20 protein-coding genes are annotated in these 18,268 nt (G+C 59.5%); 13 read left to right on the top strand and 7 right to left on the bottom strand.

All coding sequences use genetic code 11. The features are described from left to right. Positions 1-10 precede the first annotated feature (10 nt). Positions 11-547, bottom strand: coding sequence for a 2-thiouracil desulfurase family protein (locus AR456_RS08030; protein WP_021820874.1), 537 nt, complete (start codon positions 545-547; stop codon positions 11-13). 109 nt (positions 548-656) lie between these two features. On the opposite strand from AR456_RS08030, the gene AR456_RS08025 reads away from it, so the two are divergent. From AR456_RS08025 to AR456_RS08005, 5 genes are all read left to right on the top strand, one after another. After that, the gene (locus AR456_RS08025) at positions 657-935 is read left to right on the top strand and encodes a peptidylprolyl isomerase (protein WP_021820873.1); all 279 of its coding nucleotides are present in this window, start codon (positions 657-659) and stop codon (positions 933-935) included. A 188-nt stretch (positions 936-1,123) separates the two neighbouring features. Beyond that, a complete protein-coding gene (locus AR456_RS08020) occupies positions 1,124-1,669 on the top strand; it encodes a cytochrome b (RefSeq protein ID WP_021820872.1) in 546 nt (181 codons plus the stop codon). 75 nt (positions 1,670-1,744) lie between these two features. Next, positions 1,745-2,674 carry an ABC transporter ATP-binding protein gene (locus AR456_RS08015; protein WP_155829381.1) on the top strand — a complete coding sequence of 310 codons (930 nt, stop codon included), beginning with the start codon at positions 1,745-1,747 and terminating at the stop codon, positions 2,672-2,674. Further along, positions 2,671-3,432 (top strand): ABC transporter permease, encoded by a 762-nt coding sequence (locus tag AR456_RS08010; protein WP_021820870.1) that lies wholly within the window; start codon positions 2,671-2,673, stop codon positions 3,430-3,432. The genes AR456_RS08015 and AR456_RS08010 overlap by 4 nt, the downstream gene beginning before the upstream one ends. Positions 3,433-3,546: 114 nt before the next feature. Beyond that, positions 3,547-4,641, top strand: coding sequence for a nucleoid-associated protein (locus tag AR456_RS08005; protein WP_021820869.1), 1,095 nt, complete (start codon positions 3,547-3,549; stop codon positions 4,639-4,641). Between the two features lie 89 nt (positions 4,642-4,730). Here the strand turns inward: AR456_RS08005 and AR456_RS08000 are convergent, their stop codons facing one another. The 5 genes from AR456_RS08000 to AR456_RS07980 form a co-directional block, all read right to left on the bottom strand. Beyond that, on the bottom strand, positions 4,731-5,507 hold the full coding sequence (locus AR456_RS08000; protein ID WP_021820868.1) for a metallophosphoesterase: 777 nt from the start codon (positions 5,505-5,507) through the stop codon (positions 4,731-4,733). Positions 5,508-5,527: 20 nt separating this feature from the next. Continuing rightward, positions 5,528-6,172: a LysE family translocator gene (locus AR456_RS07995; protein WP_021820867.1), complete on the bottom strand. Its 645-nt coding sequence runs from the start codon at positions 6,170-6,172 to the stop codon at positions 5,528-5,530. A 102-nt stretch (positions 6,173-6,274) separates the two neighbouring features. Then, positions 6,275-7,252, bottom strand: coding sequence for an XdhC family protein (locus AR456_RS07990; protein WP_021820866.1), 978 nt, complete (start codon positions 7,250-7,252; stop codon positions 6,275-6,277). Between the two features lie 2 nt (positions 7,253-7,254). Beyond that, on the bottom strand, positions 7,255-9,459 hold the full coding sequence (locus tag AR456_RS07985; protein WP_021820865.1) for a xanthine dehydrogenase family protein molybdopterin-binding subunit: 2,205 nt from the start codon (positions 9,457-9,459) through the stop codon (positions 7,255-7,257). Positions 9,460-9,468: 9 nt separating this feature from the next. Next, positions 9,469-9,927 carry a (2Fe-2S)-binding protein gene (locus tag AR456_RS07980; RefSeq protein WP_021820864.1) on the bottom strand — a complete coding sequence of 153 codons (459 nt, stop codon included), beginning with the start codon at positions 9,925-9,927 and terminating at the stop codon, positions 9,469-9,471. A 411-nt stretch (positions 9,928-10,338) separates the two neighbouring features. On the opposite strand from AR456_RS07980, the gene AR456_RS07975 reads away from it, so the two are divergent. From AR456_RS07975 to AR456_RS07940, 8 genes are all read left to right on the top strand, one after another. Beyond that, the gene (locus AR456_RS07975; protein WP_021820863.1) at positions 10,339-11,280 is read left to right on the top strand and encodes a LysR family transcriptional regulator; all 942 of its coding nucleotides are present in this window, start codon (positions 10,339-10,341) and stop codon (positions 11,278-11,280) included. Then, a complete protein-coding gene (locus AR456_RS07970; protein ID WP_021820862.1) occupies positions 11,280-11,876 on the top strand; it encodes a nucleotidyltransferase family protein in 597 nt (198 codons plus the stop codon). Before AR456_RS07975 ends, AR456_RS07970 begins: the two co-directional genes overlap by 1 nt. Then, positions 11,758-12,900 carry an NAD(P)-dependent oxidoreductase gene (locus AR456_RS07965; RefSeq protein ID WP_335337928.1) on the top strand — a complete coding sequence of 381 codons (1,143 nt, stop codon included), beginning with the start codon at positions 11,758-11,760 and terminating at the stop codon, positions 12,898-12,900. The genes AR456_RS07970 and AR456_RS07965 overlap by 119 nt, the downstream gene beginning before the upstream one ends. 117 nt (positions 12,901-13,017) lie before the next feature. Continuing rightward, the gene (locus AR456_RS07960; protein WP_021820860.1) at positions 13,018-13,863 is read left to right on the top strand and encodes an AAA family ATPase; all 846 of its coding nucleotides are present in this window, start codon (positions 13,018-13,020) and stop codon (positions 13,861-13,863) included. Between the two features lie 3 nt (positions 13,864-13,866). Beyond that, entirely contained in the window at positions 13,867-15,066 is a 1,200-nt protein-coding gene (locus AR456_RS07955) for a vWA domain-containing protein (RefSeq protein ID WP_021820859.1), read from the top strand. A gap of 97 nt (positions 15,067-15,163) precedes the next feature. After that, positions 15,164-15,880, top strand: a complete 717-nt coding sequence (locus AR456_RS07950; protein WP_236995550.1) for a hypothetical protein — start codon at positions 15,164-15,166, stop codon at positions 15,878-15,880. After that, positions 15,877-16,632, top strand: coding sequence for a DUF3307 domain-containing protein (locus tag AR456_RS07945; protein WP_021820857.1), 756 nt, complete (start codon positions 15,877-15,879; stop codon positions 16,630-16,632). Before AR456_RS07950 ends, AR456_RS07945 begins: the two co-directional genes overlap by 4 nt. Further along, entirely contained in the window at positions 16,629-17,591 is a 963-nt protein-coding gene (locus tag AR456_RS07940; protein WP_021820856.1) for an N-acetylmuramoyl-L-alanine amidase, read from the top strand. Before AR456_RS07945 ends, AR456_RS07940 begins: the two co-directional genes overlap by 4 nt. Here AR456_RS07940 and AR456_RS07935 read toward each other — a convergent pair. Continuing rightward, a complete protein-coding gene (locus tag AR456_RS07935; RefSeq protein WP_021820855.1) occupies positions 17,552-18,151 on the bottom strand; it encodes a helix-turn-helix domain-containing protein in 600 nt (199 codons plus the stop codon). The two genes, AR456_RS07940 and AR456_RS07935, sit on opposite strands and share 40 nt — an antisense overlap. Between the last annotated feature and the right edge of the window lie 117 nt (positions 18,152-18,268).

Genomic DNA, 18,268 nt, shown 5'->3' with positions numbered 1-18,268 from the left:
GGATGCGTAGTCACTGGCTGGCACGGTCGAGCTCGGCCAATCGACGTTCCAGTGCATCGAGCTGCTGCTGACTGAAGACTTCAATGCCATGGGCTCGCAACAGTGCCGCGGTAACGCCTTCGCCCTGCTGCCGGACACCACTGAAGTCACCGCTGTAGATACTGCCACTTCCGCAGGATGGGCTGCCTTCAGTCAACAACGCCAGACGGCAGCCATGTCGGTTGGCCGCCTCCAGTGCCAGATGAGCACCACGCACGAAAGCTTCGGTCGGGTCATTGTGATCGGCATCGAGAATGCGTGCCTCGCCGGCCAACACATCTGCCCCGCTGGCTTGCTGAATCTCGGCGGCAGGTCTGGGAGTCGGCAGGCCGCCAGCTACTTCGGGACAGACCACCACCAGACGCCGCTGTTGTTGCCAGTGCCGCAGACGCTCATCGGCCAGCCACTTGTGCCCGGCGTCATAGCGCACTGGATCGCCCATCAGGCAAGCGCTGACCAGTATCCGAGCCAGCCTGATGCCATCATTGTGCTCATGGTTACTCTGCACGATTTCGTCCTTCTTCCATCCCTTTCACCGATAACAGTGGCTCATCGGGGGTGCCTCACAAGAGCGCTCATGCTAGCCTTGCCGTTTCATTTTCCCCAGGAGCTTCCCCATGGTACAGGCCACTGCCCGTCATATCCTCGTCGACACCGAAGAACAGTGCCTCGCGCTCAAGTCCGAGATCGAAGGCGGTCGCGACTTCGCTGATGTGGCTCGCAACAACTCCAACTGCCCTTCCGGCCGTCAGGGCGGAGACCTCGGCAGCTTCGGTCCCGGTCAGATGGTACGCGAGTTTGATGAAGTGGTTTTCTCCGGTGACCTGAACAAGGTTCACGGCCCGGTGAAGACCCAGTTCGGCTATCACCTGCTGGAAATCACCAGCCGCGGCTGAGTCCACGCCAGTGCCCTCCGGCCCCGCGTCTGCGCGGGGCCATCGTCATTCCCCTCTTTCTTTCTCTCTCTTTCCTCCTCCCACTTCCTTCTTTTTTTCAGATCGACTCGTCTCCTCGTTTATAACGTAGAAGTTTCCCATCAAGCGGCTATGCTGGAACCGATTACAGCGCAACCAGGGAGCACACCATGCCCGCAATGGATACCCCTCAACGCTACGGTACCCTTACCCGAGCCTTGCATTGGGGCGTTGCCGCACTGGTAGTCTGGCAACTGACAACCGCAACAGTCACCTCGCTGGCAGAAGATTCCTGGCTGGACGAGCTACTCTGGGCCACCCATAAACCAACCGGCTTCAGCATTCTTGTGCTGATGGTATTGCGCCTCGGCTGGGCACTGGTCAATCATGCACGACGCCCTGCCAGCGTCAGCGCACTGGCCAGACTGGGGCATATTGTTCTCTACGCGCTGCTGTTGGTGATTCCGAGCATCGCCCTGCTGCGCCAGTATGGCTCGGGGCGTAGCTTCGAGCCCTTTGGATTACCACTGATGTCCGGCTTCGAAAGCGGCAAGATCGAATGGCTGATGGCGCCGGCCAACCTGTTGCACGGCTGGTTGGGCTGGACCCTTTTCGTGCTGGCACTGGTACACGTATTGATGGCATTCCATCGCCGCTTCAGTCGCAAGGCCGAAGATGTATTGCCACGTATGCTGGACGTACCACCACGCCACTGAAGATCACCACCTCGCCGATCACAAGCAAGCTGGTGCCTCTTGTATCCTCTGGAGTCATGTATCGTGCAGGAAGCAATGATCGAGATCGAAGGGCTGCGCAAGGTCTATGCCAGCGGATTTGAAGCGCTCAAGGGAGTCGACCTGAGCATTCGTCGCGGCGAGATCTTCGCGCTGCTCGGACCCAATGGCGCCGGCAAGACCACCCTGATCAGCGTGGTCTGTGGACTGGTCAACCCCAGCGCAGGCCATGTGCGCGTCGGCAGCCACGATATCCTCGAGGAGTTTCGCGAAGCCCGCTCACGCATCGGTCTGGTGCCACAGGAACTGACCAATGAAGCCTTCTCCACCGTATGGGATACCGTCAGCTTCAGTCGTGGGCTGTTCGGCAAACCGAAGAATCCCGGCCATATCGAGAAGGTACTGCGCTCCCTGAGCCTATGGGACAAGCGCAAGAATCGCTTGATTACGCTCTCCGGAGGCATGAAGCGTCGAGTGCTTATCGCCAAGGCACTGGCACACGAACCTGAAGTGCTGTTTCTCGATGAGCCAACTGCAGGCGTCGATGTAGAGCTACGCCGCGATATGTGGGAAGTGGTGCGTGGACTACGCGATAACGGTGTGACCATTATCCTGACCACCCACTACATCGAGGAAGCCGAGGAGATGGCCGACCGCATCGGCGTCATCCGCAATGGTGAACTGGTGTTGGTCGAGGACAAGCATCAGTTGATGCGCAGCCTGGGCAGCAAGGAACTGACACTGCATCTGCATGAACCCGTCTCGGCGGTGCCGACAGCGTTGGAGAGATTCGACCTGCGCCTGGCAGAAGACGGTCATGCACTGGTCTACAGCTACGATGCATCGCGAGAGGACAGCGACCATCAGGGAAGCATTGCCGACCTGCTGGCCAGCGTGGAGTCTGCTGGTCTGAGCTTCAAGGATCTTCACACTCGCCAGAGCTCGCTCGAGGAAATCTTCGTCAATCTGGTCAGGGAGCGCGCATGAATCTCATCGCCATCAAGTCCATCTACGTCGCCGAGATGGCTCGAGCCATGCGTACCGTAGCGCAGAGTATCGTATCGCCAGTATTGTCGACCTCGCTCTACTTTGTGGTGTTCGGTTCCGCCATCGGTTCGCGCATCAGCCAGGTCGGCGGCATCGAATACGGCTCCTTTATCGTGCCGGGCCTGATCATGCTGATGCTGTTGACCCAGAGCGTATCCAACGCGTCCTTCGGTATCTTCTTTCCGCGCTTCACCGGCTCGATCTACGAGATTCTCTCGGCGCCGATTACGCCGCTGGAGATCGTTATCGGCTATGTCGGTGCGGCGGCCAGTAAATCGATCATCCTCGGCCTGATCGTGCTGGCCACCGCCAGCCTGTTCGTGCCCTTCAGCATTGCTCACCCGCTGATGATGATCCTGTTCCTGGTGTTGACCGCACTGACCTTCAGTCTGCTCGGCTTCATCATCGGCATCTGGGCGGACGGCTTCGAAAAACTGCAGCTGGTCCCGCTACTGATCATCACCCCGCTGACTTTCCTTGGCGGCACCTTCTACTCCATCGATATGCTGCCGCCGGTATGGCAGACCGTGACCCTGTTCAATCCGGTGGTCTATCTGGTATCCGGCTTTCGCTGGAGCTTCTACGGCGTCGGCGATGTCAGCATCTGGGTCAGCCTCGGCATGATTGTGCTGTTCATGGTGATATCACTGGTGATCGTTCAGGCGATATTCCGCAGCGGCTATCGCCTCAAACCCTGATCGCCAGCAATCCTGATCTTTTGAGACCGTGAGTTCGAGCTGACTGCACAGCAGTCAGCTCGATCGCTATGCTATCATCGGCGGCCGTTTCCACCGCTTCACCGAGAGGGTTCCATGCCGATCAACGCCTGTGTCATCCAGCGTCTCGACAAGTCCGATAGCGACACGCCAGCGCGTCAGATTCCCGCCACGGAACTCCATCCCCCCAGTGAGGCGCTGGAAGGCCTGATTCAACGCCTCGCTGATGCCTACCACGGTAAATCGAAGCGCTGGGGGCGCTTCAGGGATGCATCGGCCACCCCAGTCGAGCAAGCCAGTAGCGATGACGATACGCCACCGTGGCAGGATGAAGATGGCGAGAACGACGCCTCCGGCGAAGCCCCTAAACTGGTGATCAACAGTCGTTTTCCCACCGACCTGGAAGCCTTCGTTGCCGGCAACGGCGACCTGCTCAGCCTGGCCAATGGCTTCGCTGAACAACTGGCGCGAGTGATCGATGCCCACCTTCCACTGGGCGGTCACTTCATCATGGTCGACCAACAACAGGGCGAGACACGCACCCTGTTCATGGTGCTGGTGCATCATCGTGATGGCTTCGTGATCGACGGCGACCAACGCGTGGCGATCAGCGGCCAGATCAACCACAGTCAGATGTCGTTGGCGGCGCGAATCAACCTGACCCAATGGCAACAAGGCGGTGAATCCAGCCAGTATCTATCACTGCTGGCGGACCGCGGTGGGCGCAAACTGGCCGATGATATGCAGGCACTGCTGGGCGCCTCGGATGGCGTCGATCCAAAGAGCGAGACCCGTACCCTGCTCAAGGCGTTCAGCGATTATGTCGAAAGCGAGGACATGGCCGAGGAAGCTTCACGTGAGAAGACCGATGCACTGATCGACTATGCCAATGATCAGGCCAGCCGCGGCGAAGCCATGACCCTTGAGGACCTCTCGGCGTTGGTCGACGATGACAACCCGCGCGCCTTCTTCGATCATATCCGCAATGCCGACTATGGACTGTCGCCGGAAATCCCACCAGACAAGCGTACCCTCAACCAGTTCCGCCGCTTTACCGGCCGCGCCGAGGGCGTCTCGATCAGTTTTGATTCTCATCTACTGGGCAACAGCATCGAATACGATGCCGAACGCGACCGCCTGATCATCAAGAAACTGCCCAACAAGCTGAAGGAACAGTTGCAGAGTAAGTAGTAACTGAGTCAGTAGCAGCCATGTCAGTAGAAACCAAGCCAGTAGAAACCAAGCCAGTAGAAACCAAGCCAGTAGAAACCGCCCGAGACTCAGCCCACCTCTACCACCAGGCCGAGCTGTAGTTCCTCCGGCGGGCGCTCTCCCGGGTAGCCCGCCGGATTGCATAACACTCGAGTCCCATGCACATCGCAATCCACCGGATCATGGACATGACCATGAATCCACAATGCTGCCCGCCCCATCAGCTGTTCCAGATCGGAGGCGAAGGCCGGTGACAACACATCACCTCGGTAACGCGGCGGGATACTGAGCGGCAGTGGCGCATGATGGGTAACCACCACACAGGGCCCGTCATGCGGTTGAGCCAACTCGTGGCGCAACCAACTGAGCGATTCGCGATGCAGGCGTACGCTTTCCTCCGGAGAAAACACCTCGCCTTGCGGCTGCTCGATCACCGCGTAATCCGGCATCAGGCGCAGCGCCGCCGAGAGGTTGGCAAACGGAATATCGGTGCGATCTCCCTCGGGGCGCTCATCGTAGAGCGCATAGTCGGTCCATAGTGTACTGCCGAGAAAACGTACGCCCTGGAGTTCCACACTGTTGTTATCGAGCAGATGAATGCGCAGTTCATCGGCGCGCTGACGCATCTCTCCGCGTAGTGCATCCATGCGATGCTGGTAGAACTCATGATTGCCCGGCACATAGATCACCGGGGTATCGGCAAAACGCTGGGCAGCCCACTCCAGTCCAGTGAGCCCGACATGGATGTCGCCCGCGAGCACAACCACATCACAATCAACCTCGGGAATCTCACGCCCCTCGGCGAAGTGCTCGAGGTGCAGGTCGGACAACACATGCAGACGCATGATGGTCTCCGCTTATGGTGTCACGCAATGCGTGAACTCATCGCCAACTTGACGCCCAGCGCCACAAACAGCGCTCCCAGTCCACGCTCGCACCATAGTCCGAGGCGTGAGCTACCCCGCAATGCCGTAGCAATACGCGCACCGGCCAGCACCAGCGGAGGTTCGATAATCGCGGCCACAGCAATGATCAGCATGCCATGCAGCGCCAACTGCAGACTGACCGGACCGGCACCGGGCACGACAAACTGGGGCAGGAAGGCAAGAAAGAAAATCGCCACCTTGGGATTGAGCAACGAGATCATGATGCCCTGACGATAGATATCCCGTTGGCGACACTGGGCCACCTCAGGTGGGACTTGTTCCGCTGATGACGGACGTGCGCGCAACGCCTGAATGCCCAACCAGACCAGATACGCAGCACCGATCCACTTGACGACGGAAAACGCCACAGCCGAGGTCATCAATATCGCCGACAGGCCCAACGCCGCCATGGCAACATGCACGGTCGCACCACTCCAGACACCGAACATCGCCGCATAGCCACCGCGTTTTCCATAGCGTGCGGTCTGTCCGAGAATAAATGCCATATCCGGGCCCGGAGAAAGATTCAGCAGCACAGCAGCGGTGGCAAACGTCGTCCAGTGAGCCAGAGAATACTCGAACATCGTCCTGTGTCCTGGTGGAGTGAAGAGAAAGCGTCCGTCCAGACTATGACCGCTCTCGGCGGAAGTCCAGCGGCGACGAAGCCTGTATTCACCGGACTTGAATCAAAGCGAATCGCGCGGCTTACCTCGCTGGACACGCAGGATATCGGCCATCACCGACAACGCAATCTCAGCGGGTGTTCTGCTGCCCAGATCCAGGCCGATCGGCATATGCAAGCGCGCCACCTCGTGCTCACTCAGGCCACCAGAGCGACGCAAGCGATCGGCACGCGCTCGAGAGGTGCGCATCGATCCCATCACACCGATATAGAAAGCCGGGGTGCGCACGGCCTCGATCATCGCCAGGTCATCGATTCGTGGGTCATGGGTCAGCGCCACTATGGCTGTGGCTGCGTGGCAATGCCCAGCGGCAATGAAAGCCGATGGCAATTCAGGACGGACCTGTACTCCTTCAACCTCGAATCCTCGCAGTTCCTCCTCGCGCGGATCACAGACAATCACCTCGAACCCCAACCCCACGGCAAACTGGGCACAGGCCTCCGCGACAGGCGAGATGCCGGCAATCACCAGGCGTGCCACGGGCGCCATGCGAATCTGAGCCGCGCCGCGTTCGGTATCCACCATCACCCGGGGCCCAATACCGGTATCCTCAACGAAGTGACGGTCACCGTTGCTCAGGTCAACACGACGCGCCAGCGGCTGATGCCCCTTCAAGGTATCCAGCAACACTTCCAGATGGACTCTGGTATCGGTGTCCGGCGTCAGGCGTTCGATCAACACATCGAGAATGCCGCCACAGGGCAGGGTGATCCCCGCACCATCGGCACCGCTCGCGCCGTAGCGTAATGTGGTGACAGGAGCGGAGAACTCGCCGTTGGCCAGCCGTACGAGGAAGTCATCCTCCACACAGCCCCCCGACAACGAGCCAAGATGACGCCCATCACCACGAACCACCAGCAATGAGCCCGGCGCACGGGGCGAAGATCCGTAGGTGGCCAGAACCGTGCATAACCACAACGTTTCGCCCTCGCGCGACCAGGCCAGTGTCTGCTCGATAACACGCAGATCCAGATGCTGCATGCTCAACTCGCCAACTGATTGCCGATCGGTAGACGCCGGATTCGCTGACCAGTCGCGGCGAAGATCGCATTCACTACCGCAGGAGCCAGTGGCGGTACCGGAGGCTCTCCGATCCCGGTGGGGGCCTCCGCCGAAGGCACAATATGTACCTCGACTTCCGGCATCGCATCGATTCTCAGCGGTTGATAATCATGAAAGTTGGACTGCTCCACTCGCCCCTCGGTCAGACGGATTTCGCCGTACAGCGCCGCAGTCAGGGCGAAGCCGATGCTACCCTCGACCTGAGCTCGGACCACATCAGGGTTGACTGCAATGCCACAATCCACGGCACAGACCACTCGATCCACACGCACACTGCCATTGCTCTCGACGCTGACCTCGGCCACCTGGGCAACATAGGAACTGAACGACTCATGCACCGCGATGCCTCGTCCGCGACGCACGCCCTCACTTTCTCCTTCAGCCAACGGTGAGCCCCACCCCGCCTTCTCGGCAACCAGCTCCAGTACGCCTGCGTGGCGCGGATGATCACCGAGCATCTCCAGACGCCATGCCACAGGGTCCTTTTCGGACTCGGCTGCCAGCTCATCGATGAAGCACTCCGTCGAGAATGCCGTGTGCGACGAACCTACCGAACGCCACCACTGGATGGGCACTCCGATATCCGTTGGTGTGTGCAGTTCCACCTGTAGATTGGGAATGGCGTAGGGAAGGTTGGCTGCGCCTTCCACCGAGGTGATATCAATACCATCCTGAATCATCCCTTCCTCGAAGGGTGAGCCCAACGCGATGGACTGACCCACCAGCCGGTGACGCCATGCCACCAGTTGCCCTTCGTCATCCAACCCTGCCCAGAGGCGGTGATGGAACAGCGGGCGATAGTTGCCGGCACGCATATCATCCTCGCGGAACCAGACCAGTTTGACCGGTGCCCGGCCATCAATGGCCTTGACGATGTTGGCCGCCTCGAGGACATAGTCGGCCCCCTTGGCAGCCCGACGTCCAAAACTGCCTCCGGCGTAGAGGGTGTTGATCTTCACTTGCTCCGGCGTCAGATCAAACAGTTCGGCCAGTACACTCTGGTCATAGGTATGCATCTGGGCGCCATTCCATACCTCGCAGCCTTCATCAGAGAGCTGGATGACACAGTTGAGCGGCTCCATGGCCGCATGCGCCAGGTAGGGCAGGTCGTATGACGCTTCCAGCGTGTGCTCGGTATCCGCCAGCACGGTATCGGTGTCACCACGCTGCTCTGCCACCGTCCCCGGTGACTCGGCAAGCTCGCGATAGCGTTCGAAGATTTCCTCGGTGCCCAGCTTGAAGGCTTCGCTCTCGTCCCACTCCACCGTCAGAGCCTCGCGTCCCTGCCTGGCGCTCCAGGTATCGGTAGCCAGCACCGCGACTCCAGAGGGAATCTCCACCACTTCGACGACCCCTCGCACCTTACTGGCCTCAGTGGCATCGAAGCTGCTCACTTTGGCTCCGAAACGCGGCGGGTGAGCTACCATGGCCGTCAGCATGTCAGGCAGATGGATATCCTGCGTGAATATCGCACGTCCGGTGCTCTTGTCGGCGCTGTCCTGACGACGAATGTGCTGGCCAATCAAGGTGAAGTCGGCAGGGTCCTTGAGTGGCACATCAGAGGGAACCGGCAACTCGGCAGCCGCTGCTGCAAGCTCGCCGAAGCTGGCCTCATTGTCTGACGCCGAATGCTTGACCATGCCCTTCTCGACCACAATTTCTTCGCCAGGCACACCCCACTGCTGTGCGGCAGCGGCCACCAGCATGGCACGAGCGGAGGCCCCGGCCTGGCGTAGCTGCTCCCAGGAGTTGGCAATGGCGGTACTACCACCGGTGCCCTGTGACGGCCCCCAGAAAAGGTTGTTGTAGCGACTGGCGTCGGCCGGGGCGCTCTCGACATCGACCTGCGACCAGTCCGCATCGAGCTCTTCCGCGACGATGGTCGCCAACCCGGTGTAGGTCCCCTGCCCCATTTCCAGGTGCTTGGCGATCACGGTAACCTTGTTGTCTTCACCAATACGCAGGAAAGCATTGGGCTCGAAGGGTTGGCTATCCTCCACCGCAGCCGAGTCACTGGACTCGCTTGCCGCCTGCGCCAGACTCCAGGGAAAATACAGCGCCAGAGTCAGCCCCGTGGAACCCTTGAGAAACCGGCGGCGGCTGGCATTCTCGATATATCGCGTCATGATTCCTCCTCAGGCCAGCGACTCGGCGGCGGCATGGATGGCAGCACGGATACGCACATAGGTGGCGCAGCGGCAGACATTACCGCCCATGGCGCTGTCGATATCCTCATCCGAGGGTGTGCGATTCTCTTCCAGCAGCGCGACGGCGCTCATGATCTGTCCGGACTGGCAGTACCCGCACTGCACGACATCCAGATTCTGCCAGGCCGCCTGTACCGCCTCACCAACAGAGCTGTCTCCGACGCTCTCGATGGTGACGATTTCTCCATCCACCGCTGCCGATACAGGCAGCGTACAGGTACGCACGGCCTGGCCATCGAGATGGACCGTACAGGCCCCGCAGAGCGACATACCACAACCGAACTTGGTGCCGGTGAGCTTGAGTGTGTCGCGCAGCACCCACAGCAAGGGTGTATCCGCCTCGACATCGGCCTCAACCACCTGACCGTTGACATTGAGTGTGACCATCCTCCCCTCCTCACGATGCGAAATCCGGTGACAACAACAAACCGGAGCCGACGCCAGGCCAGCTCCGTGCTTCGCTATCACACAAGGACGTCAACTACCTTAGCAGTCTCTCCCGCAGAGGATTACTGCTCGAAATGGACATACCCTCATGAACGCCACTCATGAATAATGCGTATGTCACTTAGTTCTTATGAAAGGATAGTCGCCATATCCAATAACAGGATGACAGACTGAAGTTCGGCATTGCTCCACGCCGGTCTGACTAGCTCAAGCTGCGGTCCATGTGTCTTGAACTCCTTCCGAGTGCAAGACCCTCAAACCGCATGTCACGGTACGGCGGGCTTCAGTGAGCCGAAGTTTTCATGATTGGATACCATAAAAACTCTACGGACCAATGAGGGAGGCTCATCAATGTCTCGAGAGAACTTCAATGACCTCCACGCATTTCTGATGGTGGCGGAGAAAGGAAGCTTCACCCGAGCAGCCACTGAACTCGGTGTATCCCAATCGGCGCTGAGTCACACCATCCGCGGACTGGAAGAAAGGGTTGGCATTCGGTTACTGACACGCACCACGCGTAGCGTGTCTCCAACCGAGGCGGGGGAACGCCTGCTGCGAACGCTTGATCCTTGCTTCACGGAAATCCAGTCAGGCCTGGCTGCGTTGAGTGAACTACGTGACAAACCAGCCGGCACCATACGCATCTCGAGTAGCGGCCACGCCACAGACAGTATTCTCCTGCCCCGGTTGGCGCCGCTTCTCGACAGATACCCGGACATCAACGTCGAGATCAGCATCGATAATGGACTGACCGATATTGTCTCCGAACGATTCGATGCTGGGGTACGCATCGGCGAACGCGTGGCGCAAGACATGATCGCGACCCGCATCGGACCGGACATGCGCCTGGTGGTCGTTGCTGCTCCGACCTATTTCACTCGCCAACCGCTGCCGGAAGCTCCCGGCGACCTTACCCAGCACAACTGCATTGGATTCCGCTTTCCGACATCCGGATCGCTATACGCATGGGAGTTCGAGCGCAACAGTCGTGAAATAAACGTTCACACGACGGGCCAGCTCATCATCAACGATACCCAACCCATTCTGACCGCGGCACTGGCCGGGCTTGGCGTCGCATTCATCCCGGAAGACATGGCTCGCCCTCACCTTGATGCTGGACGCCTTATGCAGGTGCTGAAGGACTGGTGCCCGACCTTTCCGGGCTTCCATCTCTATTATCCCCACCGCCGCCAATCCTCTCCGGCCTTCTCGTTATTGGTTGAAGCGCTTCGCTATCATGATCCGCGACAGGAGCCTCAACCTCGGGAACACCCACTCAGAGAGACCACATAATGAGCGCCGAAACTGTACTGGGAATGATACTGGCCGCTGGTTACTCGCGGCGCTTTGGCGAGGATGACAAACGCTGTTGTCGACTGCCGGATGGCCGGACATTGCTGGAAAGTACAGTGGCGCAAGCCAACGAAGCCTTTCCGCTACTGCGGGTGGTGGTGCGCGAGGAAGATGATATCCGCGTACTTGGCCTCTCCGGAACAACGCCAATCCTGCGTGTGCGTCACGCCGAATCCGGTCTGGGCGCCAGTTTGGGAGAAGCCATCACACACCTTGAGCAGGATGAGTCTCTACAGCATGTCTCGGCGGTTGCGATCCTGCTCGGCGACATGCCCTGCATCCGGTCAGAGACCTTGCGAGCCATGCAGAGGGAGGCGGGACGTTCACATATCATTCGGCCGTCGTATGCGGGGCGTCCCGGTCATCCGGTGATCATGGGGCGTGATTTCTGGCCGGAGCTGGCGTCACTGAGAGGAGATGAGGGAGGCAAGCACGTTATTCGGCGTCACCAGAATCAGTATCATGAAGTGCCGGTTGACGACGCCGGCATTCATATCGATGTCGATAGTCTCAAGGACCTTCAGGACATCGACTGACCTCGACACAATATGCGAATGCCGTACTGCACCAGGCAGCGCGGCAGCGACTTCCCGCTCGCATCAACAACATCAACAACATCAACAACATCAACAACATCAACAACATCAACAACAACATCGACAACCAAAGGAGGACTTCATGTCCCTACCCCGCCTCGGCTTTATCGGCATCGGCCTGATGGGCGACCCCATGACGCGACGACTGGCCGCTGCCGGCTATCCATTGGTGGTGTGGAATCGCTCACCGGACAAGGCGCGTCATGCCGCCGATGCCACCGGTGCACAACTCGCGACCAGCATTGCCGAACTGGTACAGAGCGTCGATGTGATCATGCTATGTCTGGCCAACACCGACGTGGTCCAAGAAGTCGTCATGGGTGATGACGGCATTGCCCGTCACGCACGTCCCGGTCAGCGTCTGATCGACCTGTCGAGCAGTGACCCCGCCGTTACCCGCGAGCTGGCTGCGCTATTGCGTCACGACAACGGTGTCAGTTGGGTCGACGCGCCTGTTTCCGGCGGCGTAGCAGGTGCCGAATCGGGTAGCCTGGCGATCATGTGTGGCGGCAGTGCCGAGGATGTCGAGGCCGCGCGCCCAATCCTCGAGCCCATGGCCGCCCGTATCACCCATATGGGCGAGGTTGGCGCGGGTCAGGTCACCAAGATCTGCAACCAGATGCTGGTTGGTTGTGCCGCTGCGGCAATCGCCGAAATGGTTGCCATGGCTGAGGCCAGTGGTGTGGATGCCACTCGTCTCTGTGACGCACTCACCGGAGGGTTCGCCGACTCCACTCCCTTTCGCATGCTGACACCACGAATGGCCGACCGCGACTTCGATGCTCCAAAATGGCATCTGCGCACCCTGCTCAAGGACCTCGACATGGCAGTTGCGCAGGCCCAGCGCTCAACCTCAGCGGTCCCCATGTCCGGGCTCGCAGCCCAGGTCATGCGCCAGCAGGTGGCAAGGGGGAACGGAGAACGCGACCCAGCGATTCTGATTGAGGGATATGGAAAGGCGTAAGAAGGAAGAATCTTACCTCTTACCTCTCATCTCTCACTTCTTTCAACTTACAGCTTACAGCTGAATTCCGTACACTCGTTTGAATTCCTGTGAACAGCCGACAAGGACTTCTCTCCCATGGCGTTTGATTCCACGTCCACCTATGTAGCCACCGATGCACTCAAGCAGGCGGTCAATGCCGCGGTGATTCTCGAACGCCCACTGCTGATCAAGGGGGAGCCCGGTACCGGCAAGACTCTGCTGGCGGAGGAGCTGGCTGCATCCCTGGATACACAGCTGATCACCTGGCATATCAAGTCGACGACCAAGGCCGCTCAGGGGCTCTATGAATATGATGCGGTAAGCCGTCTGCGTGACTCCCAGTTGGGTGTCGAGGGAGTCGAGGATGTGGCCAACTACCTACGTCCCGGCAAACTGTGGGAGGCCTTTACCACTGACAGACGTGTAGTGCTGTTGATCGACGAGATCGACAAGGCTGATATCGAGTTTCCCAATGACCTACTGCAGGAACTCGACCGCATGGAGTTCCATGTCTACGAGACTGGAGAGACCATCCGTGCCCGGCACCGACCAATCGTGGTGATCACCTCGAACAACGAGAAGGAGCTTCCCGACGCCTTTCTGCGTCGCTGCTTCTTCCATTACATCGACTTTCCCGACCGCACGACCATGGAGCGCATCGTCGATGTGCATTTCCCGGATATCGCTCCTCGGTTGGTCAGCGAGGCTCTGGAAGTGTTCTTCGAATTGCGTCAGGCACCAGGACTAAAGAAAAAGCCTTCCACTTCCGAGCTGGTCGACTGGCTCAAATTACTGATGGCTGACGAGATATCTCGTGAGGCGTTGTATCAGCGCGACCCAGCCAAGGCGATCCCTCCACTGGCAGGAGCGCTGGTCAAGAACGAACAGGACACATCCCTGCTGGAGCGGCTCGCATTCATGGCCCGGCGCAGGGAGCGTTGAGCCATGTTCCTTGATCTCTTCGACACGTTACAGCGCCATCAGGTGCCGGTATCGCTGCGCGAGTTGCTGGATCTCCACGCGGCGGTTGAGCAGGGGCTGGCTTTTGCCGATGTCGAGGAATTCTATCAGTTGGCCCGTACCGTGATGGTCAAGGACGAGCGTCATTTCGACCGCTTTGATCGGGCCTTCTCGGCATGGCTCGGTGCGGTGGAGAGTCTTGATGCAGCCATTGACGCACTGATTCCCGAGGACTGGCTCAGACGTGAGTTCGAGAAGCAGCTCAGTGACGAGGAAAAGTCGACCATCGAGTCCCTTGGTGGGCTCGAGAAGTTGATCGAGACCTTCAAGGAGCGCCTCGCCGAGCAGAAGGAACGCCACGCCGGTGGCAACAAGTGGATCGGGACCGGTGGCACCAGCCCGTTCGGTGCTTACGGCTACAACCCCGAAGGTATCCGCATCGGCCAGCAAGATTCACGCCATCGGCGCGCGGTCAAGGTCTGGGACGAACGCCGCTTTCGCGACTATGACGATGACCAGGCACTGGGCCCACGCAACATCAAGCTCGCCTTGCGTCGCCTGCGGCGCTTCGCGCGCCAGGGCGCAGCGGACGAATTCGATATCGACGCGACGATTCGCGATACGGCGCGAGACGCCGGTCTACTCAACGTCCGCATGCGCCCACCCCGCCACAACGCGGTCAAGGTGCTGCTGTTTCTCGATGTCGGCGGTTCGATGGATGATCATGTGCGGACCTGCGAAGAGCTATTCTCGGCAGCGCGTGCCGAGTTCAAGCACCTCGAGCATTTCTATTTCCATAATTGCCTCTATGAGGGTGTCTGGCGCGACAACAACCGTCGTCATCAGCAGCGTTTTTCGACCCTGGAGTTATTACGCACCTTCGGCAGCGACTACCAGGTAGTGATTGTCGGCGATGCCGCGATGTCGCCCTACGAGATCACCCACCCCGGCGGTAGTGTCGAGCACTTCAATGAAGAGGCCGGTGCGGTGTGGCTGAAGCGTCTGATTGACCACTTTCCTCAGTTGGTCTGGCTTAACCCGAATCCTCCGCGTTTCTGGGAATTCACGCATTCCACACAGCTGATCCGACAGTTGATCGGTGAGCGTATGTTCTGCATGACCCTGGAAGGCCTCGATGCTGCCATGCGCTCATTGGTCTCGGGACGACCCGGCCCCGGAGATTAGCGATACGGACACCGTAATAGCCCAAAAAGGCTATAACATGGAAAAATAGCCCCTTAAGGCTATAATCAATCCATATACCAACCGCGCGGAACTGCCGATGCCGACGACCAGAATGTCGACGACCAGAATGCCGAAGACCAGAGTTGTGGTTCTGACGGGAGACCTGATCGATTCCCAGCGCAGCACCACTCGTGCGTTGTATGAACAGCTGGATGCCCGTCTGGAAACACTCGCGACGCGCTATAACGGTGCCTGGTCACGCTTCCGCGGCGATGGCTTCCAGATGGTCCTGCAACAGGCCGATGCCGGAATGGACGCCGCGGTGGCACTACGCGCCAACCTGATTGGCTCAAGCCCTGATGATCAACGCTGGGACGCGCGCATCGCAATCGCCACGGGAGAGTCACACTGGACCCCAGAACACGCTCTCGAAGATGCCAACGACGCCCCGTTTATCGCCTCAGGCAAGGCACTCGACCATTTGTCAGACAGCGATGAACATCTGCTGCTGGCCGGCTCCGATGATGCCCAGCAGCTACTGGTTCGTTACCTCGACGAAATGCTCAATGGCTGGTCGACAAACTCCGCAGAAAGTGTGGCACTGTGTCTGGATGAACCGGGGATTACCCAAGCTCGCCTTGCGACACTACTGGGCATCCGCCAACCCAGTGTCCACAAACGCTTGCAGGTCGCGCGCTGGGAGTTGCTCAACGCGACTCTGACGTACTTTCGTCGCCACTGTCAGGACACGCTTCTCAACCGCGACGCCGGTGCTGATCGCGGGCCCTCTACCGAGACGGAGACTCAAGGATGACAGCCGTGGACCCAACGCTTCCGCTCGCGCTACTGCTTGCCCACCTGATCGGTGATTTTCTGCTGCAGCCCAGTAGCTGGATTGTCGATCGGCAGCAGCACGGAGTGCGCTCTCGGCGCCTGATGCAGCATGCCTTGCTCCATGCTCTGCTCGCACTGGCCGCACTGTGGTTGCTGACCGATACCGGCATTGCCGCACTTCCTGTTGCTGCCATGCTAGGCGCCAGCCACTGGCTGATCGATCTTGGCAAGGTTCACCTGGAAAAGCGTCGCCCTTCTCGCCCCTTACTGGCTTTCCTGGTCGATCAACTATTGCATCTGGTCGTCATCGGGGTGCTGTGGCTGATTCTTGCCAGCAGCCTGGCGCCTCTGCAACAGGGGCTGGCGTTGGTGACATCCAGCGACACCCTGTGCGTGGTGATCGCCTATCTGATCGTGACCCGGCCAATGTCGATCATGATTGCCATGTTGATGAAGCCGATGGCCGAGCAACTGCAAGACCCCGGCACACTCAGCGCCGCCGGCGCCAGAATCGGCATTGTCGAGCGCTTGCTGGTACTCTCGTTGACGCTGCTCGACCAGTTGACTGCGGTCGGCTTCGTACTCACTGCCAAGTCGGTATTACGCTATGGCGATCTCAAGAAGAATCCTGACCGCAAGCTGACCGAATACGTGCTGCTGGGCACCCTGACCAGCGTCGCCTCGACCCTACTGCTGGGACTGGTGATCCGTCAGGTGATGAGTCTCGCATGAAGGGGCAACCTTACCCCGTATCACGCTATCCGTGGGTTGCTACCCGGCTGGTGCTGGCCGCCTTGCTATTCCCGCTCCTTACCGCCTGTGATTCCTCTCCTCAAGGCTCCCGGCATGCCTCTACGCTACGCCCAGCGCTGGAGGCTCGCGATGGCTACGTCGTCGATCATCGCCAACCGGCGCGCTCACAAGAGAGTCGAATCCGCTACGTGGTGCTGCACTACACCGACGAGAACCTGAATGACTCGCTGCGTATACTGACCGGCCCCCACGTCAGCAGTCATTACCTGGTACCGCTGCCATTGCGGCAGATGCAAGGGCAACCGGTGATCCATCAGTTGGTCGATGAGTCGCGACGCGCCTGGCACGCCGGATCCAGTTACTGGCGCGGCCATCGCTACCTCAACGACACCTCGATCGGCATCGAGATTGTCAACGCCGGACCGGATGGCCCTTGGCAAGGAGGCAGTCCCGAGCCGCGTCAGGCCGACTGGGCGCCTTATCCCGAGAACCAGACCGACGCCCTCATCAGCCTGCTGCATGACCTGATACGTCGTCATGACCTCGACCCCGAGGATATTCTTGCCCACTCCGATATCGCCCCACACCGCAAACTGGACCCCGGCCCGGCCTTTCCCTGGCAACAGTTACATGAAGCCGGTATCGGCGCCTGGCCGCAAGAACAGCGCGTGGCTGTGTGGCTGGCACGGTTCAGTGCCACGCCCCCCGGCCTGGAGCAGTTACAGCAGGCACTGGCCGCCTGGGGGTACGAGCTGACCGCAAATGGTGTCCTCGACGACGATACCACTCGTACTCTGCGCGCTTTCCAGATGCACTTCCGTCCCAGCAATTATCGTGGCCAGCCTGATGCCGAAACCGCCGCCATCCTCTGGGCGCTTCTGGAACGCTATCACCCGGATCAACTCGCTGAACTATCCCCCACTCTGACCGGCCGATAGTGAATGACATCATGAAAACGCAGGCGCCCCTCACCGACGTTGCGCATCACGTGGGGCTGATCGGCTTGAAAGCGTATTCCCTGGCCCACCGCCAATTGCTGCCACTTCGGCGCGTCCTCGTCACTACCCACCTTCAACGCCAGACATCCCTCCAGAACCACAATATGTTCGATCACTCCTGGTGCATGGGGGCTGGAACAACTCTCGGCACCTGCCGCCAGCTCCACCTCAAACATCTCGAACCCTAGTTGCGGATCAAATGGGAACAGCACTCGCGCCTGCATACCGGCGCTGTCCTCGCCCCACACACGCTCATGACTGTCACGCTGACGCAGTCCTACCGTCAGGTCTGGCCCCTCCAACAGCTCTGAGAGACTGACGCGAAAGCCGCTGGCAATCTTCCATAGCGTCGATACCGTTGGGCTCGACTCGCCACGCTCGATCTGCCCCAGCATGGCCTTGCTCACTCCGGTGATGCGCGCCGAATGATCCAGACTCCAGCCCTGTTGCTGCCTCAGTTTCTTCAGCGTGGCGGCAATATGTGCCGCGATATCCTGCATGCGTTCCTCCTCGAAATGTCGGCCTCTTTTTCTCCAGGTTCGAAGCGCTTTCTTCTCCAGGCTCGACGCCTACGGATTCGGCCCGAGAATCGTTGTGCGCTATAACGCACAGTGCTA

The organism is Halomonas huangheensis, from assembly GCF_001431725.1.
Taxonomy (GTDB): Bacteria; Pseudomonadota; Gammaproteobacteria; order Pseudomonadales; family Halomonadaceae; genus Halomonas; species Halomonas huangheensis.
This window is presented reverse-complemented; position numbering and strand designations above follow the sequence as displayed.

Coding starts and splice junctions, on each gene's coding strand:
- AR456_RS07990 (WP_021820866.1), bottom strand. CDS start 7,252: ATGCAGCATCTGGATCTGCGTGTTATCGAGCAGACACTGGCCTGGTCG.
- AR456_RS07945 (WP_021820857.1), top strand. CDS start 15,877: ATGACAGCCGTGGACCCAACGCTTCCGCTCGCGCTACTGCTTGCCCAC.
- AR456_RS08020 (WP_021820872.1), top strand. CDS start 1,124: ATGCCCGCAATGGATACCCCTCAACGCTACGGTACCCTTACCCGAGCC.
- AR456_RS07950 (WP_236995550.1), top strand. CDS start 15,164: ATGCCGACGACCAGAATGTCGACGACCAGAATGCCGAAGACCAGAGTT.
- AR456_RS08010 (WP_021820870.1), top strand. CDS start 2,671: ATGAATCTCATCGCCATCAAGTCCATCTACGTCGCCGAGATGGCTCGA.
- AR456_RS08005 (WP_021820869.1), top strand. CDS start 3,547: ATGCCGATCAACGCCTGTGTCATCCAGCGTCTCGACAAGTCCGATAGC.
- AR456_RS08025 (WP_021820873.1), top strand. CDS start 657: ATGGTACAGGCCACTGCCCGTCATATCCTCGTCGACACCGAAGAACAG.
- AR456_RS08000 (WP_021820868.1), bottom strand. CDS start 5,507: ATGCGTCTGCATGTGTTGTCCGACCTGCACCTCGAGCACTTCGCCGAG.
- AR456_RS07975 (WP_021820863.1), top strand. CDS start 10,339: ATGTCTCGAGAGAACTTCAATGACCTCCACGCATTTCTGATGGTGGCG.
- AR456_RS07940 (WP_021820856.1), top strand. CDS start 16,629: ATGAAGGGGCAACCTTACCCCGTATCACGCTATCCGTGGGTTGCTACC.
- AR456_RS07935 (WP_021820855.1), bottom strand. CDS start 18,151: ATGCAGGATATCGCGGCACATATTGCCGCCACGCTGAAGAAACTGAGG.
- AR456_RS07970 (WP_021820862.1), top strand. CDS start 11,280: ATGAGCGCCGAAACTGTACTGGGAATGATACTGGCCGCTGGTTACTCG.
- AR456_RS07995 (WP_021820867.1), bottom strand. CDS start 6,172: ATGTTCGAGTATTCTCTGGCTCACTGGACGACGTTTGCCACCGCTGCT.
- AR456_RS07980 (WP_021820864.1), bottom strand. CDS start 9,927: ATGGTCACACTCAATGTCAACGGTCAGGTGGTTGAGGCCGATGTCGAG.
- AR456_RS07985 (WP_021820865.1), bottom strand. CDS start 9,459: ATGACGCGATATATCGAGAATGCCAGCCGCCGCCGGTTTCTCAAGGGT.
- AR456_RS07960 (WP_021820860.1), top strand. CDS start 13,018: ATGGCGTTTGATTCCACGTCCACCTATGTAGCCACCGATGCACTCAAG.
- AR456_RS07965 (WP_335337928.1), top strand. CDS start 11,758: ATGAGGGAGGCAAGCACGTTATTCGGCGTCACCAGAATCAGTATCATG.
- AR456_RS08015 (WP_155829381.1), top strand. CDS start 1,745: ATGATCGAGATCGAAGGGCTGCGCAAGGTCTATGCCAGCGGATTTGAA.
- AR456_RS07955 (WP_021820859.1), top strand. CDS start 13,867: ATGTTCCTTGATCTCTTCGACACGTTACAGCGCCATCAGGTGCCGGTA.